At 40.7% G+C, this 20,631-nt stretch carries 13 protein-coding genes and 5 pseudogenes; 7 read left to right on the top strand and 11 right to left on the bottom strand.

All coding sequences use genetic code 11. The features are described from left to right. Window positions 1-8: 8 nt before the first annotated feature. Window positions 9-932 (top strand): annotated as a pseudogene (locus tag E3U36_RS05725) (IS5 family transposase). A gap of 55 nt (window positions 933-987) precedes the next feature. Here E3U36_RS05725 and cptA read toward each other — a convergent pair. Both cptA and E3U36_RS12565 read right to left on the bottom strand, forming a co-directional pair. After that, window positions 988-1,782: pseudogene (cptA, locus tag E3U36_RS12570) on the bottom strand (phosphoethanolamine transferase CptA). A gap of 220 nt (window positions 1,783-2,002) precedes the next feature. Then, window positions 2,003-2,539 carry a phosphoethanolamine transferase CptA gene (locus E3U36_RS12565; RefSeq protein WP_238337531.1) on the bottom strand — a complete coding sequence of 179 codons (537 nt, stop codon included), beginning with the start codon at window positions 2,537-2,539 and terminating at the stop codon, window positions 2,003-2,005. On the opposite strand from E3U36_RS12565, the pseudogene E3U36_RS05715 reads away from it, so the two are divergent. Then, a pseudogene (locus tag E3U36_RS05715) lies at window positions 2,533-3,387 on the top strand (IS5 family transposase). The gene E3U36_RS12565 and the pseudogene E3U36_RS05715 sit on opposite strands and share 7 nt — an antisense overlap. Window positions 3,388-4,173: 786 nt before the next feature. Here the strand turns inward: E3U36_RS05715 and E3U36_RS05710 are convergent. Both E3U36_RS05710 and hcp read right to left on the bottom strand, forming a co-directional pair. Beyond that, the gene (locus tag E3U36_RS05710) at window positions 4,174-5,097 is read right to left on the bottom strand and encodes an IS5 family transposase (RefSeq protein WP_180816040.1); all 924 of its coding nucleotides are present in this window, start codon (window positions 5,095-5,097) and stop codon (window positions 4,174-4,176) included. A gap of 191 nt (window positions 5,098-5,288) precedes the next feature. Further along, window positions 5,289-6,887, bottom strand: coding sequence for a hydroxylamine reductase (gene hcp, locus E3U36_RS05705; protein WP_238337547.1), 1,599 nt, complete (start codon window positions 6,885-6,887; stop codon window positions 5,289-5,291). 743 nt (window positions 6,888-7,630) lie between these two features. Here hcp and crcB point away from each other — a divergent pair. Beyond that, window positions 7,631-8,014 (top strand): fluoride efflux transporter CrcB, encoded by a 384-nt coding sequence (crcB, locus tag E3U36_RS05700; RefSeq protein ID WP_180817394.1) that lies wholly within the window; start codon window positions 7,631-7,633, stop codon window positions 8,012-8,014. Between the two features lie 30 nt (window positions 8,015-8,044). On the opposite strand, the gene hemB is transcribed toward crcB, so the two are convergent. From hemB to E3U36_RS05680, 4 genes are all read right to left on the bottom strand, one after another. Further along, window positions 8,045-9,022, bottom strand: a complete 978-nt coding sequence (gene hemB, locus E3U36_RS05695; protein ID WP_180817393.1) for a porphobilinogen synthase — start codon at window positions 9,020-9,022, stop codon at window positions 8,045-8,047. Between the two features lie 142 nt (window positions 9,023-9,164). Next, window positions 9,165-10,583, bottom strand: a complete 1,419-nt coding sequence (locus E3U36_RS05690) for a Na+/H+ antiporter NhaC family protein (RefSeq protein ID WP_180817392.1) — start codon at window positions 10,581-10,583, stop codon at window positions 9,165-9,167. A gap of 26 nt (window positions 10,584-10,609) precedes the next feature. Beyond that, the gene (locus tag E3U36_RS05685) at window positions 10,610-11,590 is read right to left on the bottom strand and encodes a trans-sulfuration enzyme family protein (protein WP_180817553.1); all 981 of its coding nucleotides are present in this window, start codon (window positions 11,588-11,590) and stop codon (window positions 10,610-10,612) included. A 43-nt stretch (window positions 11,591-11,633) separates the two neighbouring features. Continuing rightward, a complete protein-coding gene (locus E3U36_RS05680; RefSeq protein ID WP_180817391.1) occupies window positions 11,634-12,557 on the bottom strand; it encodes an IS5 family transposase in 924 nt (307 codons plus the stop codon). Between E3U36_RS05680 and hslO the strand changes: the two genes are divergently transcribed. Both hslO and pckA read left to right on the top strand, forming a co-directional pair. Continuing rightward, window positions 12,551-13,084, top strand: coding sequence for an Hsp33 family molecular chaperone HslO (hslO, locus tag E3U36_RS05675; RefSeq protein ID WP_180817390.1), 534 nt, complete (start codon window positions 12,551-12,553; stop codon window positions 13,082-13,084). The genes E3U36_RS05680 and hslO overlap by 7 nt on opposite strands. A 180-nt stretch (window positions 13,085-13,264) precedes the next feature. Further along, complete coding sequence (pckA, locus tag E3U36_RS05670) at window positions 13,265-14,887, top strand: phosphoenolpyruvate carboxykinase (ATP) (protein ID WP_180817389.1); 1,623 nt, start codon at window positions 13,265-13,267, stop codon at window positions 14,885-14,887. A gap of 522 nt (window positions 14,888-15,409) precedes the next feature. On the opposite strand, the pseudogene E3U36_RS05665 reads toward pckA, so the two are convergent. The 3 genes and pseudogenes from E3U36_RS05665 to E3U36_RS05655 form a co-directional block, all read right to left on the bottom strand. Next, window positions 15,410-15,643, bottom strand: a pseudogene (locus E3U36_RS05665) (NAD(P)/FAD-dependent oxidoreductase); the annotation flags it as partial. Between the two features lie 87 nt (window positions 15,644-15,730). Further along, a complete protein-coding gene (locus E3U36_RS05660) occupies window positions 15,731-16,654 on the bottom strand; it encodes an IS5 family transposase (RefSeq protein ID WP_180817388.1) in 924 nt (307 codons plus the stop codon). Window positions 16,655-16,728: 74 nt separating this feature from the next. Continuing rightward, window positions 16,729-17,667, bottom strand: a pseudogene (locus E3U36_RS05655) (aminoacetone oxidase family FAD-binding enzyme); the annotation flags it as partial. A 290-nt stretch (window positions 17,668-17,957) separates the two neighbouring features. On the opposite strand from E3U36_RS05655, the gene pitA reads away from it, so the two are divergent. Beyond that, window positions 17,958-19,442, top strand: coding sequence for an inorganic phosphate transporter PitA (gene pitA / locus E3U36_RS05650; RefSeq protein ID WP_180817386.1), 1,485 nt, complete (start codon window positions 17,958-17,960; stop codon window positions 19,440-19,442). A gap of 225 nt (window positions 19,443-19,667) precedes the next feature. Next, complete coding sequence (locus E3U36_RS05645) at window positions 19,668-20,591, top strand: IS5 family transposase (RefSeq protein ID WP_180817385.1); 924 nt, start codon at window positions 19,668-19,670, stop codon at window positions 20,589-20,591. The last annotated feature ends 40 nt before the right edge of the window (window positions 20,592-20,631 follow it).

Below are 20,631 nucleotides of genomic sequence, written 5' to 3'. Positions count from 1 at the left end.
AGGTCCCCATGGCAAAGCAAAAGTTTAAAATTACCAACTGGCCCGCGTACAACAAGGCACTCAGACAACGCGGTTCCCTGACGGTCTGGCTTGATGAGTCGGCCATCGCTGGATGGACTGACAGTTCTTCGCCTGAAGGTCGTGGCCGGCCGCTTTACTACAGCGATATGGCTGTTACCACTGTCCTGATGATGAAGCGTGTGTTTAACCTGTCGCTCCGGGCATTACAGGGCTTCGTTGATTCGATTTTTAAACTCATGTCTTAGCCGCTGTGCTGTCCGGACTACTCGCTGGTCAGCAGACGAGAAAAGAGCGTCAACATCAGCATAAAAACGCCAACGCGTGGTGAAATCTCGCATCTGGTCATCGACAGTACCGGTCTGAAGGTCTTTGGCGAAGGTGAATGGAAAGTCAGGCAGCATGGGGCTGACAGACGAAGAGTGTGGCGCAAGCTTCATCTGGCAGCAGACAGTGTGACTCATGAGATTATCTGTGCCGACTTATCGCTCAGCGGAACGACAGATGCGCAGGCACTGCCGGGCCTGATTAACCAAACCCACCGGAAAATCAGGGAAGTGTTAGCAGACGGTGCTTATGACGCCTGTTACTGCCACGACGCGTTGCTAAGAAAGAAAATCAGGCCCCTTATCCCGCCGCGAAGCGGAGCGCAATACTTGCCGGACAAGTACCATGAACGTAACCATGCGGTGGCGAATCAGCGTCTGAGCAGGAGTAATGATATGTGGAAAAAGAAAGTGGGTTATCAACGGCGTTCAGTGGCAGAAACAGCGATGTTCCGCATAAAAACTTTGCTGGGTGGCCATCTGAGCCTGCGTGACTATGAGGCTCAGGTAGGTGAAGCAATGGCGATGGTCAAAGCGCTGAACCGTATGACGTTGTTGGGTATGCCACACAGCGTCAGGATCGGATAACAGCTGTAGCAGAGGGAGACATCCTGGCGGCTAATTCTGATTTATTCAACAAAGCCTAGGGCCTATTTACCATGGTATCTAAATGGCGTTGGTGAGTATTAATCCATTGGGTTGATTGCCAGATAATAAAAGGGATCTCATACATAGGACGGGTTGGTGCTGCTTCATTACGACCTAAAATATGGGGTGGCGGTGTGTCAAAAACCTCTTCGCCATGATCAGAAAAATAGACCAAGAAACCGTTTTCGTTAGATGCAGCAAAATCTCTGATTAGTGTTGCCACTACCTTATCGTTGAAGTGTTGTGCACTATCATAGTCGTTATAATCGGCTTGATCACTTTTAGCCAAATTGGTGGGCATAGTATCTATTTTATTATCAAATATTCCCTCATCTTTAGGGTAACAATAGGCATATTTCATATGGGTGCCAAGTAAATGGACAATGATGAATTTCTTTTCTGCTGGATCTTTTAAGACTTCATTGAATGGTGCTAATACTGATGTGTCATATTGTCGTGAACTTTACGCCATATCGTTGTTTAGATAATATTGTTTATCTGTCTGGCGCGAAAATGCGGTTAACATCGTATTACGCTGAGTTATGGTTTGCTGATTGGTGATCCAGAAAGTTTTATAACCCGCTTGCTTCATCATATTCATTAACGAAGGAGCTGTTTTATAAAGTTCTGGGTGTAATTGATCGGCAAAAGTTAATGCTTGTTGTAACACTTCGATAGTGTAAGGGCGTGAGGTAACTACATCGTTGAATACTTTGAAATTATTTGGATATTGTGCTTTTAATGCGCTTAATTGTGGTGTTGTTTGGCGGCCATATCCATATAAACTCATACGGTTTCGACTTGTCGATTCACCAATGACTAACACTAATGTTCTTGGAGTAGCGCCATTATTATCAATCAAATTTTTTAAAGGGGGTATTTTAGCATTGTGGGTTAACATAGCTTCCATATTAGTAAGCTGATTTTGATAAAGAAAATAACCGCTAATAAATTGCCAAGGAGCAGCATAAGCCATCCTGGCATTTAAATATGGCATTAGATCATCAAGATCACCGTTTGATTTGATGACTTTTTTGTAAAAAGGGGCACCAAAAAGAATACCGATAATAATTGTTGTCAATATAACTTTGGCCGAAACGGAAATATGAATAGGTTTTATGCGTGTCCATAAAAAAAATAGCGATAAGTGTATAAACCAATAGGCTTGCGATAACTTTAATACTTAAATATTGGGTTAAGAATTCACTTGCTTCATGTGTGTTTGTTTCAAACATGATAAACATGACACTTTGTGAACACTGTTGGCCATAAACAATATAATATGCCAAGGCGATGGCAGAAGATAGCCAGAGAAAAATGCCTATAATGGCGGCAACCAATTTGATATGGCGAGAAAAAAACAGTGCAGGAATGAGCCAAAGAGTGCTGTATAAAAGGGAATCTCTTAGACCAATGGTATTACTTTGACCGGTTGTTACAATAATGATTTGAATAACTGTAGAAAGGCTTTGTTGAATAAATCGAACTTTTAGGTGATTGGCGGAGCTGATCGCTAAATTCGTTTCAACATCAGGTCCCCATGGCAAAGCAAAAGTTTAAAATTACCAACTGGCCCGCGTACAACAAGGCACTCAGACAACGCGGTTCCCTGACGGTCTGGCTTGATGAGTCGGCCATCGCTGGATGGACTGACAGTTCTTCGCCTGAAGGTCGTGGCCGGCCGCTTTACTACAGCGATATGACTGTTACCACTGTCCTGATGATGAAGCGTGTGTTTAACCTGTCGCTCCGGGCATTACAGGGCTTCGTTGATTCGATTTTTAAACTCATGTCTTTGCCGCTGTGCTGTCCGGACTACTCGCTGGTCAGCAGACGAGCAAAGAGCGTCAACATCAGCATAAAAACGCCAACGCGTGGTGAAATCTCGCATCTGGTCATCGACAGTACCGGTCTGAAGGTCTTTGGCGAAGGTGAATGGAAAGTCAGGCAGCATGGGGCTGACAGACGAAGAGTGTGGCGCAAGCTTCATCTGGCAGCAGACAGTGTGACTCATGAGATTATCTGTGCCGACTTATCGCTCAGCGGAACGACAGATGCGCAGGCACTGCCGGGCCTGATTAACCAAACCCACCGGAAAATCAGGCCCCTTATCCCGCCGCGAAGCGGAGCGAAATACTGGCCGGACAAGTACCATTAACGTAACCATGCGGTGGCGAATCAGCGTCTGAGCAGGAGTAATGATATGTGGAAAAAGAAAGTGGGTTATCACCGGCGTTCAGTGGCAGAAACAGCGATGTTCCGCATAAAAACTTTGCTGGGTGGCCATCTGAGGCTGCGTGACTATGAGGCTCAGGTAGGTGAAGCAATGGCGATGGTCAAAGCGCTGAACCGTATGACGTTGTTGGGTATGCCACCCAGCGTCAGGATCGGATAACAGCTGTAGCAGAGGGAGCCATCCTGGCGGCTAATTCTGATTTATTCAACAAAGCCGTTTTCACTTACATTATTATTAATCTTTTAATAAATTTTTTTATTATAAATTTCACAATAAAATATTTTTTATTAATAAATCTATTTTACACAAATAATTATTATTCAATAATATTCTATTTCGCCGGTTTAATTCTTTATTACAATCTCTCTAGTTAAATATAAATTTTTCTAAACACTAATTATCAATATTAAATTTAAGCTATCAAGATATTTAATTCCCCAAATTAACCCAATAAATCGTTTAGTTAATACTTTCGGCAAAACAGATAAAAGATGCAAAAAGAAGATTGAATTTTATTTATTTTGTCACAAAAAAAACTTACTATTGTTATTATTACAGTATTTTTTATATTTATTATAAAAAACAAAAATAATTGACTATGGTGTTAGTCAAATTAAAATATAATTTTTCCAACCAAAAAACTGGCAACATATTCCAAACAATTGCTTAAAGGTAACAATATTTTTGTTGCAATTATTTCTATTTAGATTAATGTTCAAAAAATTATCAGCCACCAAAATAGCTGATAATGAAAATAAGACATAAAAACTTATGTTAAAAAAACCAAAATTGATGAGCATAAATTATATGTTTAATTCTTCACCAAATAAAAAAAATAACTTAGTAGCCTTTATCTGGTTGCTTGTCTTTTTTCTCTATTTTTCTACAGGGCTTTGTTGAATAAATCAGAATTAGCCGCCATGATGGCTCCCTCTGCTACAGCTGTTATCCGATCCTGACGCTGTGTGGCATACCCAACAACGTCATACGGTTCAGCGCTTTGACCATCGCCATTGCTTCACCTACCTGAGCCTCATAGTCACGCAGCCTCAGATGGCCACCCAGCAAAGTTTTTATGCGGAACATCGCTGTTTCTGCCACTGAACGCCGGTGATAACCCACTTTCTTTTTCCACATATCATTACTCCTGCTCAGACGCTGATTCGCCACCGCATGGTTACGTTCATGGTACTTGTCCGGCCAGTATTTCGCTCCGCTTCGCGGCGGGATAAGGGGCCTGATTTTCTTTCTTAGCAACGCATCGTGGCAGTAACAGGCGTCATAAGCACCGTCTGCTGACACTTCCCTGATTTTCCGGTGGGTTTGGTTAATCAGGCCCGGCAGTGCCTGCGCATCTGTCGTTCCGCTGAGCGATAAGTCGGCACAGATAATCTCATGAGTCACACTGTCTGCTGCCAGATGAAGCTTGCGCCACACTCTTCGTCTGTCAGCCCCATGCTGCCTGACTTTCCATTCACCTTCGCCAAAGACCTTCAGACCGGTACTGTCGATGACCAGATGCGAGATTTCACCACGCGTTGGCGTTTTTATGCTGATGTTGACGCTCTTTGCTCGTCTGCTGACCAGCGAGTAGTCCGGACAGCACAGCGGCAAAGACATGAGTTTAAAAATCGAATCAACGAAGCCCTGTAATGCCCGGAGCGACAGGTTAAACACACGCTTCATCATCAGGACAGTGGTAACAGCCATATCGCTGTAGTAAAGCGGCCGGCCACGACCTTCAGGCGAAGAACTGTCAGTCCATCCAGCGATGGCCGACTCATCAAGCCAGACCGTCAGGGAACCGCGTTGTCTGAGTGCCTTGTTGTACGCGGGCCAGTTGGTAATTTTAAACTTTTGCTTTGCCATGGGGACCTGATGTTGAAACGAATTTAGCGATCAGCTCCGCCAATCACCTAAAAGTTCGATTTATTCAACAAAGCCAGTGAAAACAATAAAGTTACCGCCATTGGTAAGGAATTGAAGGCGCTAGCGTTAAACAAAGGTGCGGCCCGCTGCCGTTCCCTGGCATTAATTGTATCTATTGATATCTTTTATTCTTATGCAGACAGCAATTGCCGCATATCCTGCTCCACATTAGTGATTTTTCTTAAACCAAATTTTTTCTCGAAGATAGTGAGCAAATCTGGCGTCAAGAAAGCGGGTGTCGTTGGGCAAATTATGATATTAGTTATGCCAAGTGACAGCAAGGTGAGTAAAATAGCAATCGCTTTTTGCTCAAACCAGGAAAAAACCAGTGATAGTGGTAGATCATTCACGTTACACGATAATTTTTTCGCCAGCTTGGTGGCAAGAATAATTGCACCATAAGCGTCATTACATTGACCAACATCGATTAAGCGTGGTAAGCCTGCTATTTCACCAAAATCCAATTTATTAAAACGATATTTACCACAAGCTAAAGTTAGAATTATACAATCATTTGGCACATGAGTGGCAAAATTGGTGAAATAGCTACGATTAGCGCGCGCTCCATCACAACCAGCTACTAGAAAGATATGGCGTAATTTTTTACTGTTGATTAACTCAATTAGTGTATCTGTTGCATCCAGCAGAGTGTGGCGACCAAAACCAACTGTAATCTTATGTTCAATTTCACTATATGGGAATCCAGCCATCTGCTGTGCCATAGCAATCACGGGGCTAAAATTGTTACCTTTCAAATGGTTTATCTCTGGCCATCCAACAATACTGCGGCTCCAGATACGATCGGAATAGTTGCCAACAAATGGATCGATAATACAATTTGATGTCATAATAATGGGGCCGGGGAACTTGGCAAACTCGATTTGTTGATCCTGCCAGCCACCTCCATAGTTACCGGCCAGATGTTTGAACTTATGTATTGCTGGGTAGCCGTGTGCTGGTAACATTTCACCATGGGTGAAAATATTAATACCTGTACCTGCAGTCTGTTGCAATAAGTTGTGTAGATCTTTCAGATCATGGCCAGACACTAGAATACATTTACCTGCAATGGGTTTTACGTTAACTTGAGTGGGTATTGGGTGGCCATAAGTGTCAGTTGCACCGGCATCTAAAATGCCCATTACTTTAAAATTCATCTGACCAATTTCCATTGCACATTGCAATAAGGCATCCATATCAGATGGCAGGCTACCTAACCATGCCATAATTTTATGGTATTGGTAGTAAATATCGTTATTGTATTGACCGAGAACTCTGGCATGCTCCATATAAGCCGCAGCACCTTTCAAACCGTACAGACAAAGCAGACGTAAACCAAGAATATTTTCACCAATCACCTCTTTATCTTTATGTAGCGCGTACTCTGCTGCTTGATACTGTAACTCGCTAGGATCGTCACTGAATAACTGCAGTTCGGCCATTGGATGATTTATAATAATCGTTGGATCTTTAGCTAAGCATTGGATTTTCAGTGCCTCACGTTTGGCTATTGCTTCACGTGTATAGGCAATGATAAGCGAAGAGTCAAAATTTACATTAGTTAAAGTAGAAAAAAGGATGCGCGGTGAAAAGTGGTTGGCTTGATGATCAATGATACCGTTTTGATAAGCTTTAACTGTCCATGCCGATAGACTCTGTAGCTCAGCGATCAATAGATCTTGTAAATCAGATGTTTCAGCTGTTTTACCACATACACCACGAGTATAAATACAGCCATTGCTAGCTCAACTGCACATTGTTTGCTCACATTGCACACAAAACATGTTAACTCCGTTAAATTTGCATTTTATATGCACGTTTATACTATACTTGAGCTTAAGCAGTTGAAAATATATTTTTAAAACAACTTGATAGAAAATTGATTTAGTATAGTTTTGGCGTTAAAGGGAATGCATCTAACAGTAATAATGGTATAAACAACCAACAATTTTGCTTTTTATTATCATTGAACATCACGCTTATAATATTAGTTAAGTTAGCGACAGCGTTAATATCTAGGGTAGTGACGGCTAGGCATCTACCATTACACCACTATTAAGTAAAATATCTATCTGTTTATCACTATACTTTCATTTTCATTGATGGGTATTAATGCAACCATAATGGTATTTTTACGCTTTAATTAATGCCTCTACTTTTAATCATTAAGTTTTATGCTTAAGCGCTAATTGACCACTGTTGCCAACGGGAAACGCAAAAGTTATGGTAGCAAATGAAAAGAGATAACTATATTGGGGTATACACTTTAAGTCATTTTAACTTATCACGATTAATGCGATCAAAGAAGTGAATTTAGGCGGTAGGGTGGCATAATTTCCAGCTATTGGGAATACTAATAAATTATTATTGTATTATTTACTATTAATTATTTGTTATATCAAGGCGATTGCTACTATAGAAAAAATGGCACAAAATATTGCTGATGATGTGTTCTATTGGATGAAATAAATTTATGATTAAAATCTTTTTGGCGATCTCAATAGGCTCTGCGCTTGGTGGTATCTCACGTTGGCTTTTGTCAACCAAATTAAATCCATTAATTGCACTTGTACCATTAGGGACTTATCTGTCAAATGTTATTGCTAGTTTTATATTAGGTCTTGCTTTTGCTTATTTTGCTAACCATTATACCCTATCACCTGAGTGGCGATTGATGGTAATGACCGGTTTTTGTGGTGGTTTATCAACTTTTTCTACCTTTTCATTGGAAGTTATGCTCTCCTTTCAGCAACAGCGCTACTATCATGGATTTTTGGAAATCTTAATTCATGTGGTTAGTACCTTATTGGTAACTTACCTTGGTATAGTGATTTATCAATTAATTCAGAATCGCTAGCATCTGACAATTTTTGTCAACCTAAATTGATTAAAGACACTCTTTTTCTGCTAAATCTAACGCAAAATAGCTCAAAATCAGATTAGCACCGGCACGTTTGATGGCACCTAATGTTTCTAGCGCAACATCGATTTCATTAATCGCGCCTGCTTGAGCAGCAAATTTAATTTGGGCATATTCACCGCTGACCTGGTAAGCTGCTAATGGCAGTTCAGTTCGCTCACGAATATCACGAATAATATCGAGATAAGCACCAGCAGGTTTTATCATTAAAACGTCAGCGCCTTCTTGCTCATCTATCAATGATTCTCTAATTGCTTCATGACGATTCATTGGATCCATTTGATAACTTTTGCGATCACCAATTAAGCAAGAACCTGCCGCTTCGCGAAAAGGGCCATAAAGGTTAGATGCAAATTTGGTTGAATAGGACATAATACCGGTGTTAGTAACACCTGCTTTATCCAGCGCCTCACGAATTGCCCTGACTTGCCCGTCCATTGCGGCAGAGGGCGCGATAAAATCAGCACCAGCATTTGCCGCAGTGACTGCTTGTCGGCCGAGGTTGAGTAATGTTGCGTCATTATCAACGCCATTGCTACCTAAAACACCACAGTGGCCGTGGGAGGTGTATTCACAAAAACAAGTATCTGACATGACTAGCATATCGGGTACGCTATCCTTGCAGGCTTTTGACATACGGGCAACTAAACCATTCTCTTGCCAGCTATCGCTACCTGTTTCGTCAAGATGATGGGAAATACCAAATAACATCACTGACTTGAGCCCGGCTTTAGCGATCCGTTCGATTTCATAAGGTAATTTGTGTTCCGGGATACGAAAAACCCCAGGCATAGTTGCAATAGGCTGAGAATCTTTAATTTCTTCTTCCACGAAAATGGGCAATATAAGATCATTTAGCGTTAAAATTGTTTCTTTAAATAAAGCGCGAACTGTTTCTGTTTGACGTAATCGCCTTAAACGACGAATAGGCTGTTGGTATTGCACACCTTCTCCTTGCTATTGTTACATAAATTATAATGAATCATATAATTTTTTTAATAATAATATTTGCATCGTATTATAAATGCTATTAATTCATCTTACATCTTTATTGATAGCGCTTTTTCTCTATGCATGCCATTTTGTCTTATTGGCTGAATCCTAAATAGAGATAAATAATTAATACGATTATTGCGGTAACAATAGCATAAGGCATCTGGGTTCTGATATGTTCAATATGATCGCAATCAGTCGCCATTGAAGCAACGATGGCGTCGCTAGAAATTGGCGAAGTCATATCACCAAAAATCGAGCCGGTAATTGCTGCTCCGATCATTAATTCGGTAGGCATATTAACGGAAAGCGCTAATTGCACGCCAATTGTGATCATAATAGCAAAAGTTCCCCATGAAGTGCCGGTTGCTAATGACATGATAGCGCTGATTAAGAAAATGAAAGCTATCGAAAACCCTGCCGGCAACACGCCTGAAGAAATTTGTGCAATATAAGCACCAGTATTAAGATCGGCAGAAACATTGCCCATTAAAAAAGCTAAAATCATCACTGAGCTAATTTTGATCATGCTGGCGTAACCGATATAAATTTCCTTAAAGAAACTTTCGATCGTCAAAATATGGCGGGCTAAAAACCAGATAAAAGAGACTAAAGTACCAAATATAACTGCCCAGTAAACTGAGGTTGAGCCACTGCCTTTAGTGAACTCGCCATTACCGGTGATATATAGAGCGATAGGTACCATTAAAACCGTTGCCAGAATAGGAATAAAAAAGTTCAATACAGTGTTGGTTGCTGGATGATCAATGACTTCCTCATCAGTAATGGAAGATGGCTGATGAGATCGATGTTGATTGGCAATCGCTTTTTGTTCAGCTATTTTCATCGGCCCCCATGAATAATCGGTGAGGATATAAAATAGTACTGAAGCTAGTGATAACCAAGCCATAATATTATATGGCATAGCGGTAGCAAGAATTTCGAATGGTTCGCCAGAAATAAAACCTTTAGAGATTTGTACGCCAATAACCCCCATCATGGCTGCTCCCCAACCATTGATCATGACAGAAGAACATACAGAGACACCAGAGGTTTGAATAATATAGGCCATTTTTTCTGCGGAAACACCATAATATCTAGCAATATTTTTAGTGGAAGCACCAGCGACTAATTGATTAATAGAACTTTCAATAAAAATGATTATTGAAATAAACATGGCTATCAGTTGAATTGCTTTTTTATTTTTTATTAAACGCGTTTTATTGGTTAGTAAATATACTAAACTTCTAACACCGCCGGTGACGCTAATTAACCGCATAATTCCGCCAATTAACAAAATAAAAATAATAGTTTGTGTATTGCCGGGGGAGGCAAAAGTAGCAATAATTCCTGTTAGTGTTGCTTGAATGCCTAACAAAATATTGTGATCGTTAATAACGGTATAACCAACTAAAATACCTATCAATAATGATAAGATCACTTGACGTGTTATTATCGCGAGTATAATAGTGATAAGCGGCGTAATTACTGTCCAAATTCCGTAGTCATTCATTGCGATACCCTGTCTCTAGCTTAATATTAAAAATTAAGTGCTTTCTCTAAATCGTTAAGTAGATCGTTAATATCTTCTATCCCTACGGATAGACGTAATGTTGTATTGTAAATGCCCATTTTGACTCTTTCATCTTCAGTCATAGCGGCATGGGACATTGTTGCTGAATGATTTACCATGCTTTCAACACCACCTAATGACTCGGCCAGAACAAAATATTGCAATTTGCTGATAATATTTTTTACGTTATCTCGATTGCCATTAATGTTAATGGTAACAACAGCGCCACCAGTTTTCATTTGTGTCTGACAAATATGATACTGGGGATTATCTGATAGCCCTGGATAGTATACTTTTGTGATATTACGATGATTATTTAAAAACTTGGCAATTGTCAGTGCATTAGCGCATTGTCTTGTCATGCGAAGATCTAAAGTTTTTAATCCCCTTAATGCAAGATAAGCATCAAAAGGTGAAGCAATAGCACCGATGGTTGTTTTAATACCATCAATTTTATCGGCTATTGTAGATTGATTAGTGATAGCGGCGCCACCGATTAAGTCTGAGTGTCCGCCTATGTATTTACTGGTAGACAACATGACAATATCAGCGCCTAATTCAAGGGGTTTTTGATTCCAGGCGGTAGCAAAAGTATTATCGACACAGGTTATGATGTTATTTTCTTTTGCCAACTGACAAATTTTACTGATATCAACAAGTTCTAATAGCGGATTAGTAGGGCTTTCTATCCAAATCAGACGGGTATTATTGCGTAAATGTTGTTTGACGAGTTGGAGATTATTGAGATCAATGTAATCAACTTGATGACCACTTGTTTCTTTGATTAACTTTTCAAATATACGGTAAGTACCGCCATAGACCCCTTGCATGGCAATAATATGAGAGTTTTGTGGTAGCAAATTTAATACTAGTAATGTTGCAGCGACACCCGATGCGGTTGCGGTAGCATAAATACCCTTTTCAATATCGGCAAGGCTTTGTTGAATAAATCAGAATTAGCCGACAGGATGGCTCCCTCTGCTACACCTGTTATCCGATCCTGACGCTGTGTGGCATACCCAACAACGTCATACGGTTCAGCGCTTTGACCATTGCCATTGCTTCACCTACCTGAGCCTCATAGTCACGCAGCCTCAGATGGCCACCCAGCAAAGTTTTTATGCGGAACATCGCTGTTTCTGCCACTGAACGCCGGTGATAACCCACTTTCTTTTTCCACATATCATTACTCCTGCTCAGACGCTGATTCGCCACCGTATGGTTACGTTCATGGTACTTGTCCGGCCAGTATTTCGCTCCGCTTCGCGGCGGGATAAGGGGCCTGATTTTCTTTCTTAGCAACGCATCGTGGCAGTAACAGGCGTCATAAGCACCGTCTGCTGACACTTCCCTGATTTTCCGGTGGGTTTGGTTAATCAGGCCCGGCAGTGCCTGCGCATCTGTCGTTCCGCTGAGCGATAAGTCGGCACAGATAATCTCATGAGTCACACTGTCTGCTGCCAGATGAAGCTTGCGCCACACTCTTCGTCTGTCAGCCCCATGCTGCCTGACTTTCCATTCACCTTCGCCAAAGACCTTCAGACCGGTACTGTCGATGACCAGATGCGAGATTTCACCACGCGTTGGCGTTTTTATGCTGATGTTGACGCTCTTTGCTCGTCTGCTGACCAGCGAGTAGTCCGGACAGCACAGCGGCAAAGACATGAGTTTAAAAATCGAATCAACGAAGCCCTGTAATGCCCGGAGCGACAGGTTAAACACACGCTTCATCATCAGGACAGTGGTAACAGCCATATCGCTGTAGTAAAGCGGCCGGCCACGACCTTCAGGCGAAGAACTGTCAGTCCATCCAGCGATGGCCGACTCATCAAGCCAGACCGTCAGGGAACCGCGTTGTCTGAGTGCCTTGTTGTACGCGGGCCAGTTGGTAATTTTAAACTTTTGCTTTGCCATGCGGACCTGATGTTGAAACGAATTTAGCGATCAGCTCCGCCAATCACCTAAAAGTTCGATTTATTCAACAAAGCCATGATTATTTTAAACAAGCAGAACAGTTGCAGACACGTTTATTCATTCATTCAGGTGAAATAAATGGTGAGCCTGCTGCTGGTGGAATATTATTGCAGGTATTGCCCTCTGCTGGTATTGAAAGTCAGCATCAATTTGATCATCTGGTGCAATTAACCGCTACGATTAAGGGCGAGGAACTATTAACTTTAGAGCCAAAGGAAATTCTTCATCGTCTTTATCATGAAGAAGATGTGACATTATATGATCCACAGCTAGTCGCCTTTCATTGCAGTTGTTCAAAAAAGCGTTGTGAAAACATTTTGCTATCTCTTTGTGATGAAGATATTGAGCATATATTGCATGAACGTGGTGAAATTGATATTGAATGTGAATTTTGTGGGGCTGTCTATCTGTTTAATAAACAATATATAGAGGAATTGAAGCGAATTAAAAAACAGCAAATTCATTGAGTCAGTATTGCTTATTTTATACCGTAATAAAGGATATAAATACATTTTTTACTGTAGCGTTGATTTTGCTCTAGATCGCATTTTTAGTTCAGAAAATAGTTTAGATAAAATTTATTGATTTTTATCGCTGTTAATTTCGAGTAAAAATTAAGGTTAATATTCATTTAGGAGCATAAATTAATGAGTGCAAAAAAAAAGATTACTCCAGAAGAGATAGCTAGATATGGTATTCATCAAGTAACTGAAATCGTTTATAACCCAGGATATGAACAACTATTTGCAGAAGAAACAAAACCTTCTTTAAAAGGCTATGAACGTGGGATTGAAACCAACTTAGGCGCAGTAGCGGTTGATACCGGTATTTTTACTGGTAGATCACCAAAGGATAAGTATATCGTTCGTGATAACGTTTCTAAGGATACTGTTTGGTGGGCGGATCAAGGTAAAGGAAAAAATGATAACAAACCGATGACCGAAGCGGTTTGGCAATCATTAAAAGATTTGGTGACTAACCAATTGTCAGGTAAGCGTTTATTTATCATTGACGCTTTTTGCGGTGCAAATGCAGATACCCGTTTGAAAGTGCGTTTTATTACCGAAGTTGCCTGGCAGGCACATTTTGTCAAAAATATGTTTATTCGACCTACTGAACAAGAATTGATTGATTTTCAACCAGATTTTGTTGTAATGAATGGCGCAAAATGTACTAATCCCAACTGGCAGGCTCAAGGCTTAAACTCAGAAAATTTTGTGGCGTTTAATTTGACTGAGCGTATGCAACTGATTGGCGGTACTTGGTATGGCGGTGAAATGAAGAAAGGATTGTTTTCGATCATGAATTATTTGCTGCCATTAAAAGGAATTGCGTCAATGCATTGCTCCGCTAATGTTGGTGAAAAAGGTGATGTGGCTATCTTCTTTGGTTTGTCGGGCACCGGAAAAACAACTCTTTCGACCGATCCTAAACGTAAATTAATTGGTGATGATGAACACGGATGGGATGATGATGGTGTGTTTAATTTTGAAGGTGGTTGTTATGCTAAGACCATACATTTGTCTGAAGCGGCAGAGCCTGATATTTATCATGCGATCAAACGCGATGCATTATTAGAAAATGTCACTGTTTTGACTGATGGCTCTGTTGATTTTAATGATGGAGCCAAAACAGAAAATACCCGCGTTTCTTATTCTATTTATCATATTAATAATATTGTTAAACCGATTTCAAAAGCAGGCCATGCGACAAAAGTTATTTTTTTGACAGCTGATGCATTTGGTGTTTTGCCGCCGGTATCTTGTTTGACGCCTGAACAAACTGAGTACCACTTTTTGTCGGGTTTTACCGCTAAATTAGCGGGCACTGAGCGCGGTATAACTGAACCAACGCCAACTTTTTCAGCCTGTTTTGGCGCGGCTTTTCTGACATTACATCCTACTCAATATGCTGAAGTATTAGGTAAGCGAATGAAAGCGGCTGGTGCAAAAGCATATCTGGTTAATACCGGTTGGAATGGAACGGCTAAACGTATTTCGATCAAAGATACTCGTGCAATTATCGATGCGATCTTAAATGGGGATATAGATAAAGCAGAAACCATAAATTTACCCATTTTTAATTTAGCTGTACCTACCAATTTGCCAGGAGTTGATAACAATATTCTGGATCCTCGTCATACTTATACAGATAACAGCCAATGGGAATTTAAAGCTAAAGATTTGGCTAAGCGATTTATTAATAACTTTGAAAAATATACTGATACCACAGTTGGGTCAGCACTTGTGAAAGCTGGCCCTGAGCTGTAATTTTCAATAATAGTTGTCAATAGTAAAATAAAAAGTGCATAGAATATAATAAAAACTATGCACTTTTTATTTAGTTGTGAATTTCATGAACTGAAAAGGAATGGCAAAATTTTGCTTAAATTTTCTCTATCGTTTTGCGGTTCTGTTAGAGCGGATAGGATATAAGTCAGGAGTGAGGTCTATTAAAACATTTTGTTAAAAATTGATAAAAGTTAAAAAAGTGCCAGCGCTAGGCTGGCATAAGTAAACACTGGAAGCAATGTGAGCAATGTCGTCCTTTCATATGATTCCAGAAAGGTTCATCTGAAAGTATTTTAATGATAATGGTTATCGCTATCATTTGTAAAGTGATTTTTTTAATATAAATGTAAAAAAATCATTCATTATGATAATATATTGATAATTATAATATATTTATATGATATTTAATTCAAAATTTAAAAACAATTGGTTTTATCGTTGATAGCAAATGGCTAGATCACTTTAGCTGACAATATTAAAAATTTAACTATAACGAGATAGTTATGATTTTGTAAGGTGTTGAACACACGCCCAAGCTGAACTCCATGCCCATTGAAAGTTATATCCGCCTAACCCACCAGTGACATCAACCACTTCACCAATAAAGTAGAGTACGGCTACTTTTTCTGATTCCATCGTTTTTGAGGAAATACTATTTGTATCAACGCCTACAAGATTGACTTCTGCGGTACGATAACCTTCTGTGCTATTTGGTTGTATCTGACAGTTGTGTAGCATTTACGCAATCGTATTTATCTGTTTCATAGGCTTTGTTGAATAAATCAGAATTAGCCGCCAGGATGGCTCCCTCTGCTACAGCTGTTATCCGATCCTGACGCTGTGTGGCATACCCAACAACGTCATACGGTTCAGCGCTTTGACCATCGCCATTGCTTCACCTACCTGAGCCTCATAGTCACGCAGGCTCAGATGGCCACCCAGCAAAGTTTTTATGCGGAACATCGCTGTTTCTGCCACTGAACGCCGGTGATAACCCACTTTCTTTTTCCACATATCATTACTCCTGCTCAGACGCTGATTCGCCACCGCATGGTTACGTTCATGGTACTTGTCCGGCCAGTATTTCGCTCCGCTTCGCGGCGGGATAAGGGGCCTGATTTTCTTTCTTAGCAACGCATCGTGGCAGTAACAGGCGTCATAAGCACCGTCTGCTGACACTTCCCTGATTTTCCGGTGGGTTTGGTTAATCAGGCCCGGCAGTGCCTGCGCATCTGTCGTTCCGCTGAGCGATAAGTCGGCACAGATAATCTCATGAGTCACACTGTCTGCTGCCAGATGAAGCTTGCGCCACACTCTTCGTCTGTCAGCCCCATGCTGCCTAACTTTCCATTCACCTTCGCCAAAGACCTTCAGATCGGTACTGTCGATGACCAGATGCGAGATTTCACCACGCGTTGGCGTTTTTATGCTGATGTTGACGCTCTTTGCTCGTCGGCTGACCAGCGAGTAGTCCGGACAGCACAGCGGCAAAGACATGAGTTTAAAAATCGAATAAACGAAGCCCTGTAATGCCCGGAGCGACAGGTTAAACACACGCTTCATCATCAGGACAGTGGTAACAGCCATATCGCTGTAGTAAAGCGGCCGGCCACGACCTTCAGGCGAAGAACTGTCAGTCCATCCAGCGATGGCCGACTCATCAAGCCAGACCGTCAGGGAACCGCGTTGTCTGAGTGCCTTGTTGTACGCGGGCCAGTTGGTAATTTTAAACTTTTGCTTTGCCATGGGGACCTGATGTTGAAACGAATTTAGCGATCAGCTCCGCCAATCACCTAAAAGTTCGATTTATTCAACAAAGCCTGTTTCATATTAAGCTGTTTTAACGAGTTATCTGGGATTTTTTTTAATACTTGTAATGTCTCGATAAGTCGTTTAGGTACATATTTTGTTAATAAGTTTTTTAACGACAGATTAGGATGAATGGTTTGTTCATGGATTAAACAATCGATAAGATTAATATTGGGAAATAAATTAATACTTATATGCTCCCCAGGTTGCCAGTAACTTGAGATTTGCAAAATAGCTGGGCCTGATAATCCTCTATGTGTAAACAGAAGATTTTCTTGGAATGTCATGGCATTTTGTGAACTGATTTTTACTGGAATAGCAATGCCAGAAAGTGTGTGTAAAACGTCAAGCAGCTCCTTATGTAATGTGAAAGGCACTAAAGCTGCTCGCGTCGGTTGGATGGTATGGCCAAATTGCTCAGCTATACGATAACCAAAAGGAGTTGCCCCCAATTTAGGCATTGAAAGGCCACCGCTAGCAACAATTAGTGCGTTTGAACTAATAATTTTTTCATTAACATACACTAAAAATTTATTATCTATTTTTTTTATCTGAGTGATTTCGCTTTGCAAGAGTAAACTAACGCCAGCTACTTTACATTCAGTTAATAGTAAATCGACAATATCTTGTGCGCTATTGTCACAAAAAAGTTGACCTAATGTTTTTTCATGATAAGGAATATGATGTTTTTGTACTAACTCAATAAAATCCCATTGCGTAAAGCGAGCCAGTGCTGACTTACAAAAATGGGGATTAGTAGATATATAAGCATTAGGATCAATATAAAGATTGGTGAAGTTGCATAGTCCGCCACCAAACATTAAAATTTTTCTACCCGCTTTTTTGCCATTATCCAATATAAGTACTTTTAACCCTTTTTGGCCTGCATTGGCTGCACAAAATAGACCGGCCGCTCCTGCACCTATAATGATTACGTCAAATTTTTCCACAAAATTTCTCTTTTATCTGAAAAGATATTTATTAATAATACAAATAGCGCGTTTTTTATTAAATAGCGTAAAATATTTATTACGATTTAAATGTGTGTGGACAAATGTTAGTAAGCACTATAAATCTACATATTCTTGATTTTATTAACTTAATGAAAGTAAAGAATATTTTTGTTTTTTTTGTTTTTTTTGTCAATTAAAGTCAAAAAAGATGTAAATTTTGCTTCCACCGCTAACGTTTGTCACTGATAATGCATTGAGTTCATATTCAACAAATGGGCTTAAGGTTTATGCTACATTTATTTACTGGTTTGGATTTTTACACCGGTCTGTTATTAATACTAGCGCTATTATTTGTGCTATTTTACGAAGCAATTAATGGTTTCCATGATACCGCAAATGCAGTAGCAACGGTTATCTATACTCGAACAATGCGAGCTCAATTTGCGGTTGTTATGGCTGGTGTTTTTAACTTTTTTGGCGTTATTTTAGGTGGCTTGAGTGTTGCTTATGCTATTGTGCATTTGTTGCCAACAGATCTTCTCTTGAATGTAAGTTCTGCTCATGGCCTGGCAATGGTTTTTTCCATGCTATTGGCGGCCATTATTTGGAATTTGGGTACCTGGTATTTGGGGTTACCGGCTTCTAGTTCACATACATTAATAGGTGCCATTATTGGTGTTGGTTTAACCAATGCATTAGTGACAGACTCCTCTATAGTGGATGCATTGAACATTCCAAAAGTCATTGAAATCTTTCTTTCCCTCATCATTTCTCCTGCTATTGGTTTTGTTATAGCTGGATTGCTAATTTTCTTTTTACGCCGTTATTGGAGTGGTACGAAAAAACGTCGTCGTATTCATTTAACACCAGCTGAGCGAGAGAAGAAATATGGTAAAAGAAAACCCCCTTTTTGGACACGTACTGCATTGATTTTATCTGCCGTTGGCGTCAGTTTTTCTCATGGTGCTAATGATGGTCAGAAGGGTATTGGTCTTATTATGCTAGTGTTAATTGGCGTGGCGCCTGCCGGGTTTGTGCTTAATATGAATGCCAGTGGTTATGATATCACTCGTACCCATGACGCGATAGTGCATCTACAATATTATTATGAAGAGCATCAGTCAGCGGTAAAACATATTGTTAATAAGTCACAACATGAGTCGGAATTGGAAATTTTAGATGAGAAATTCCATTGTGATAATTCACGTCCTATTACTGTGCTAAAACAGACATCACTGATGTTGACGGATATTCAAAGTTATTCAGCACTAAAACCTGAACAACGTAATCAAATGCGCCGATTATTAATGTGTTTATCTGATACAGCATTAGATGTAGCTAAACTACCAGAGACGTCCTCTTCGGATGCTCGTTTTCTGCGTAACTTGAGTAACGATTTGCTTAATACAGTGGAGTATGCGCCACTGTGGATTATTATTGCCGTTGCTTTGGCGCTTTCTGTCGGTACTATGATTGGTTGGCAACGTGTTGCTATAACGATTGGTGAAAAAATTGGTAAAAAAGGTATGACTTATGCGCAAGGTGTTTCTGCTCAAGTTACTGCGGCAATTTCCATTGGTGTTGCAAGTTATACTGGTATGCCTGTATCAACAACACAAGTTTTATCTTCTGCGGTAGCCGGTACAATGGTTGTTGATGGTGGTGTACAAGCTAAAACAATTAAAAATATATTACTGGCTTGGTTATTTACATTACCTATTTCTATTATACTTTCTGGTTTGTTTTATTGGATATCATTAAAATTTATATAGACATATCAGATAAACTATATATAACAAAAAATAGTAATAGTGATGCTTAATGTGGACATCGCTATTTTTTTTCATTGAATAATATATTATCTATATCATTTAAATATTACTTGAGTCCATTAATATCACCAAATGTTCCATATTAAACTTGGCTTTGTTGAATAAATCGAACTTTTAGGTGATTGGCGGAGCTGATCGCTAAATTCGTTTCAACATCAGGTCCCCATGGCAAAGCAAAAGTTTAAAATTACCAACTGGCCCGCGTACAACAAGGCACTCAGACAACGCGGTTCCCTGACGGTCTGGCTTGATGAGTCGGCCATCGCTGGATGGACTGACAGTTCTTCGCCTGAAGGTCGTGGCCGGCCGCTTTACTACAGCGATATGGCTGTTACCACTGTCCTGATGATGAAGCGTGTGTTTAACCTGTCGCTCCGGGCATTACAGGGCTTCGTTGATTCGATTTTTAAACTCATGTCTTTGCCGCTGTGCTGTCCGGACTACTCGCTGGTCAGCAGACGAGCAAAGAGCGTCAACATCAGCATAAAAACGCCAACGCGTGGTGAAATCTCGCATCTGGTCATCGACAGTACCGGTCTGAAGGTCTTTGGCGAAGGTGAATGGAAAGTCAGGCAGCATGGGGCTGACAGACGAAGAGTGTGGCGCAAGCTTCATCTGGCAGCAGACAGTGTGACTCATGAGATTATCTGTGCCGACTTATCGCTCAGCGGAACGACAGATGCGCAGTCACTGCCGGGCCTGATTAACCAAACCCACCGGAAAATCACGGAAGTGTCAGCAGACGGTGCTTATGACGCCTGTTACTGCCACGATGCGTTGCTAAGAAAGAAAATCAGGCCCCTTATCCCGCCGCGAAGCGGAGCGAAATACTGGCCGGACAAGTACCATGAACGTAACCATGCGGTGGCGAATCAGCATCTGAGCAGGAGTAATGATATGTGGAAAAAGAAAGTGGGTTATCACCGGCGTTCAGTGGCAGAAACAGCGATGTTCCGCATAAAAACTTTGCTGGGTGGCCATCTGAGGCTGCGTGACTATGAGGCTCAGGTAGGTGAAGCAATGGCGATGGTCAAAGCGCTGAACCGTATGACGTTGTTGGGTATGCCACACAGCGTCAGGATCGGATAACAGCTGTAGCAGAGGGAGCCATCCTGGCGGCTAATTCTGA

The organism is Arsenophonus endosymbiont of Aphis craccivora, from assembly GCF_013460135.1.
Lineage (GTDB): Bacteria > Pseudomonadota > Gammaproteobacteria > Enterobacterales > Enterobacteriaceae > Arsenophonus > Arsenophonus nilaparvatae.
Note: the sequence above shows the minus strand (reverse complement) of the source record. Positions and strands in the feature narration are given on the sequence as shown.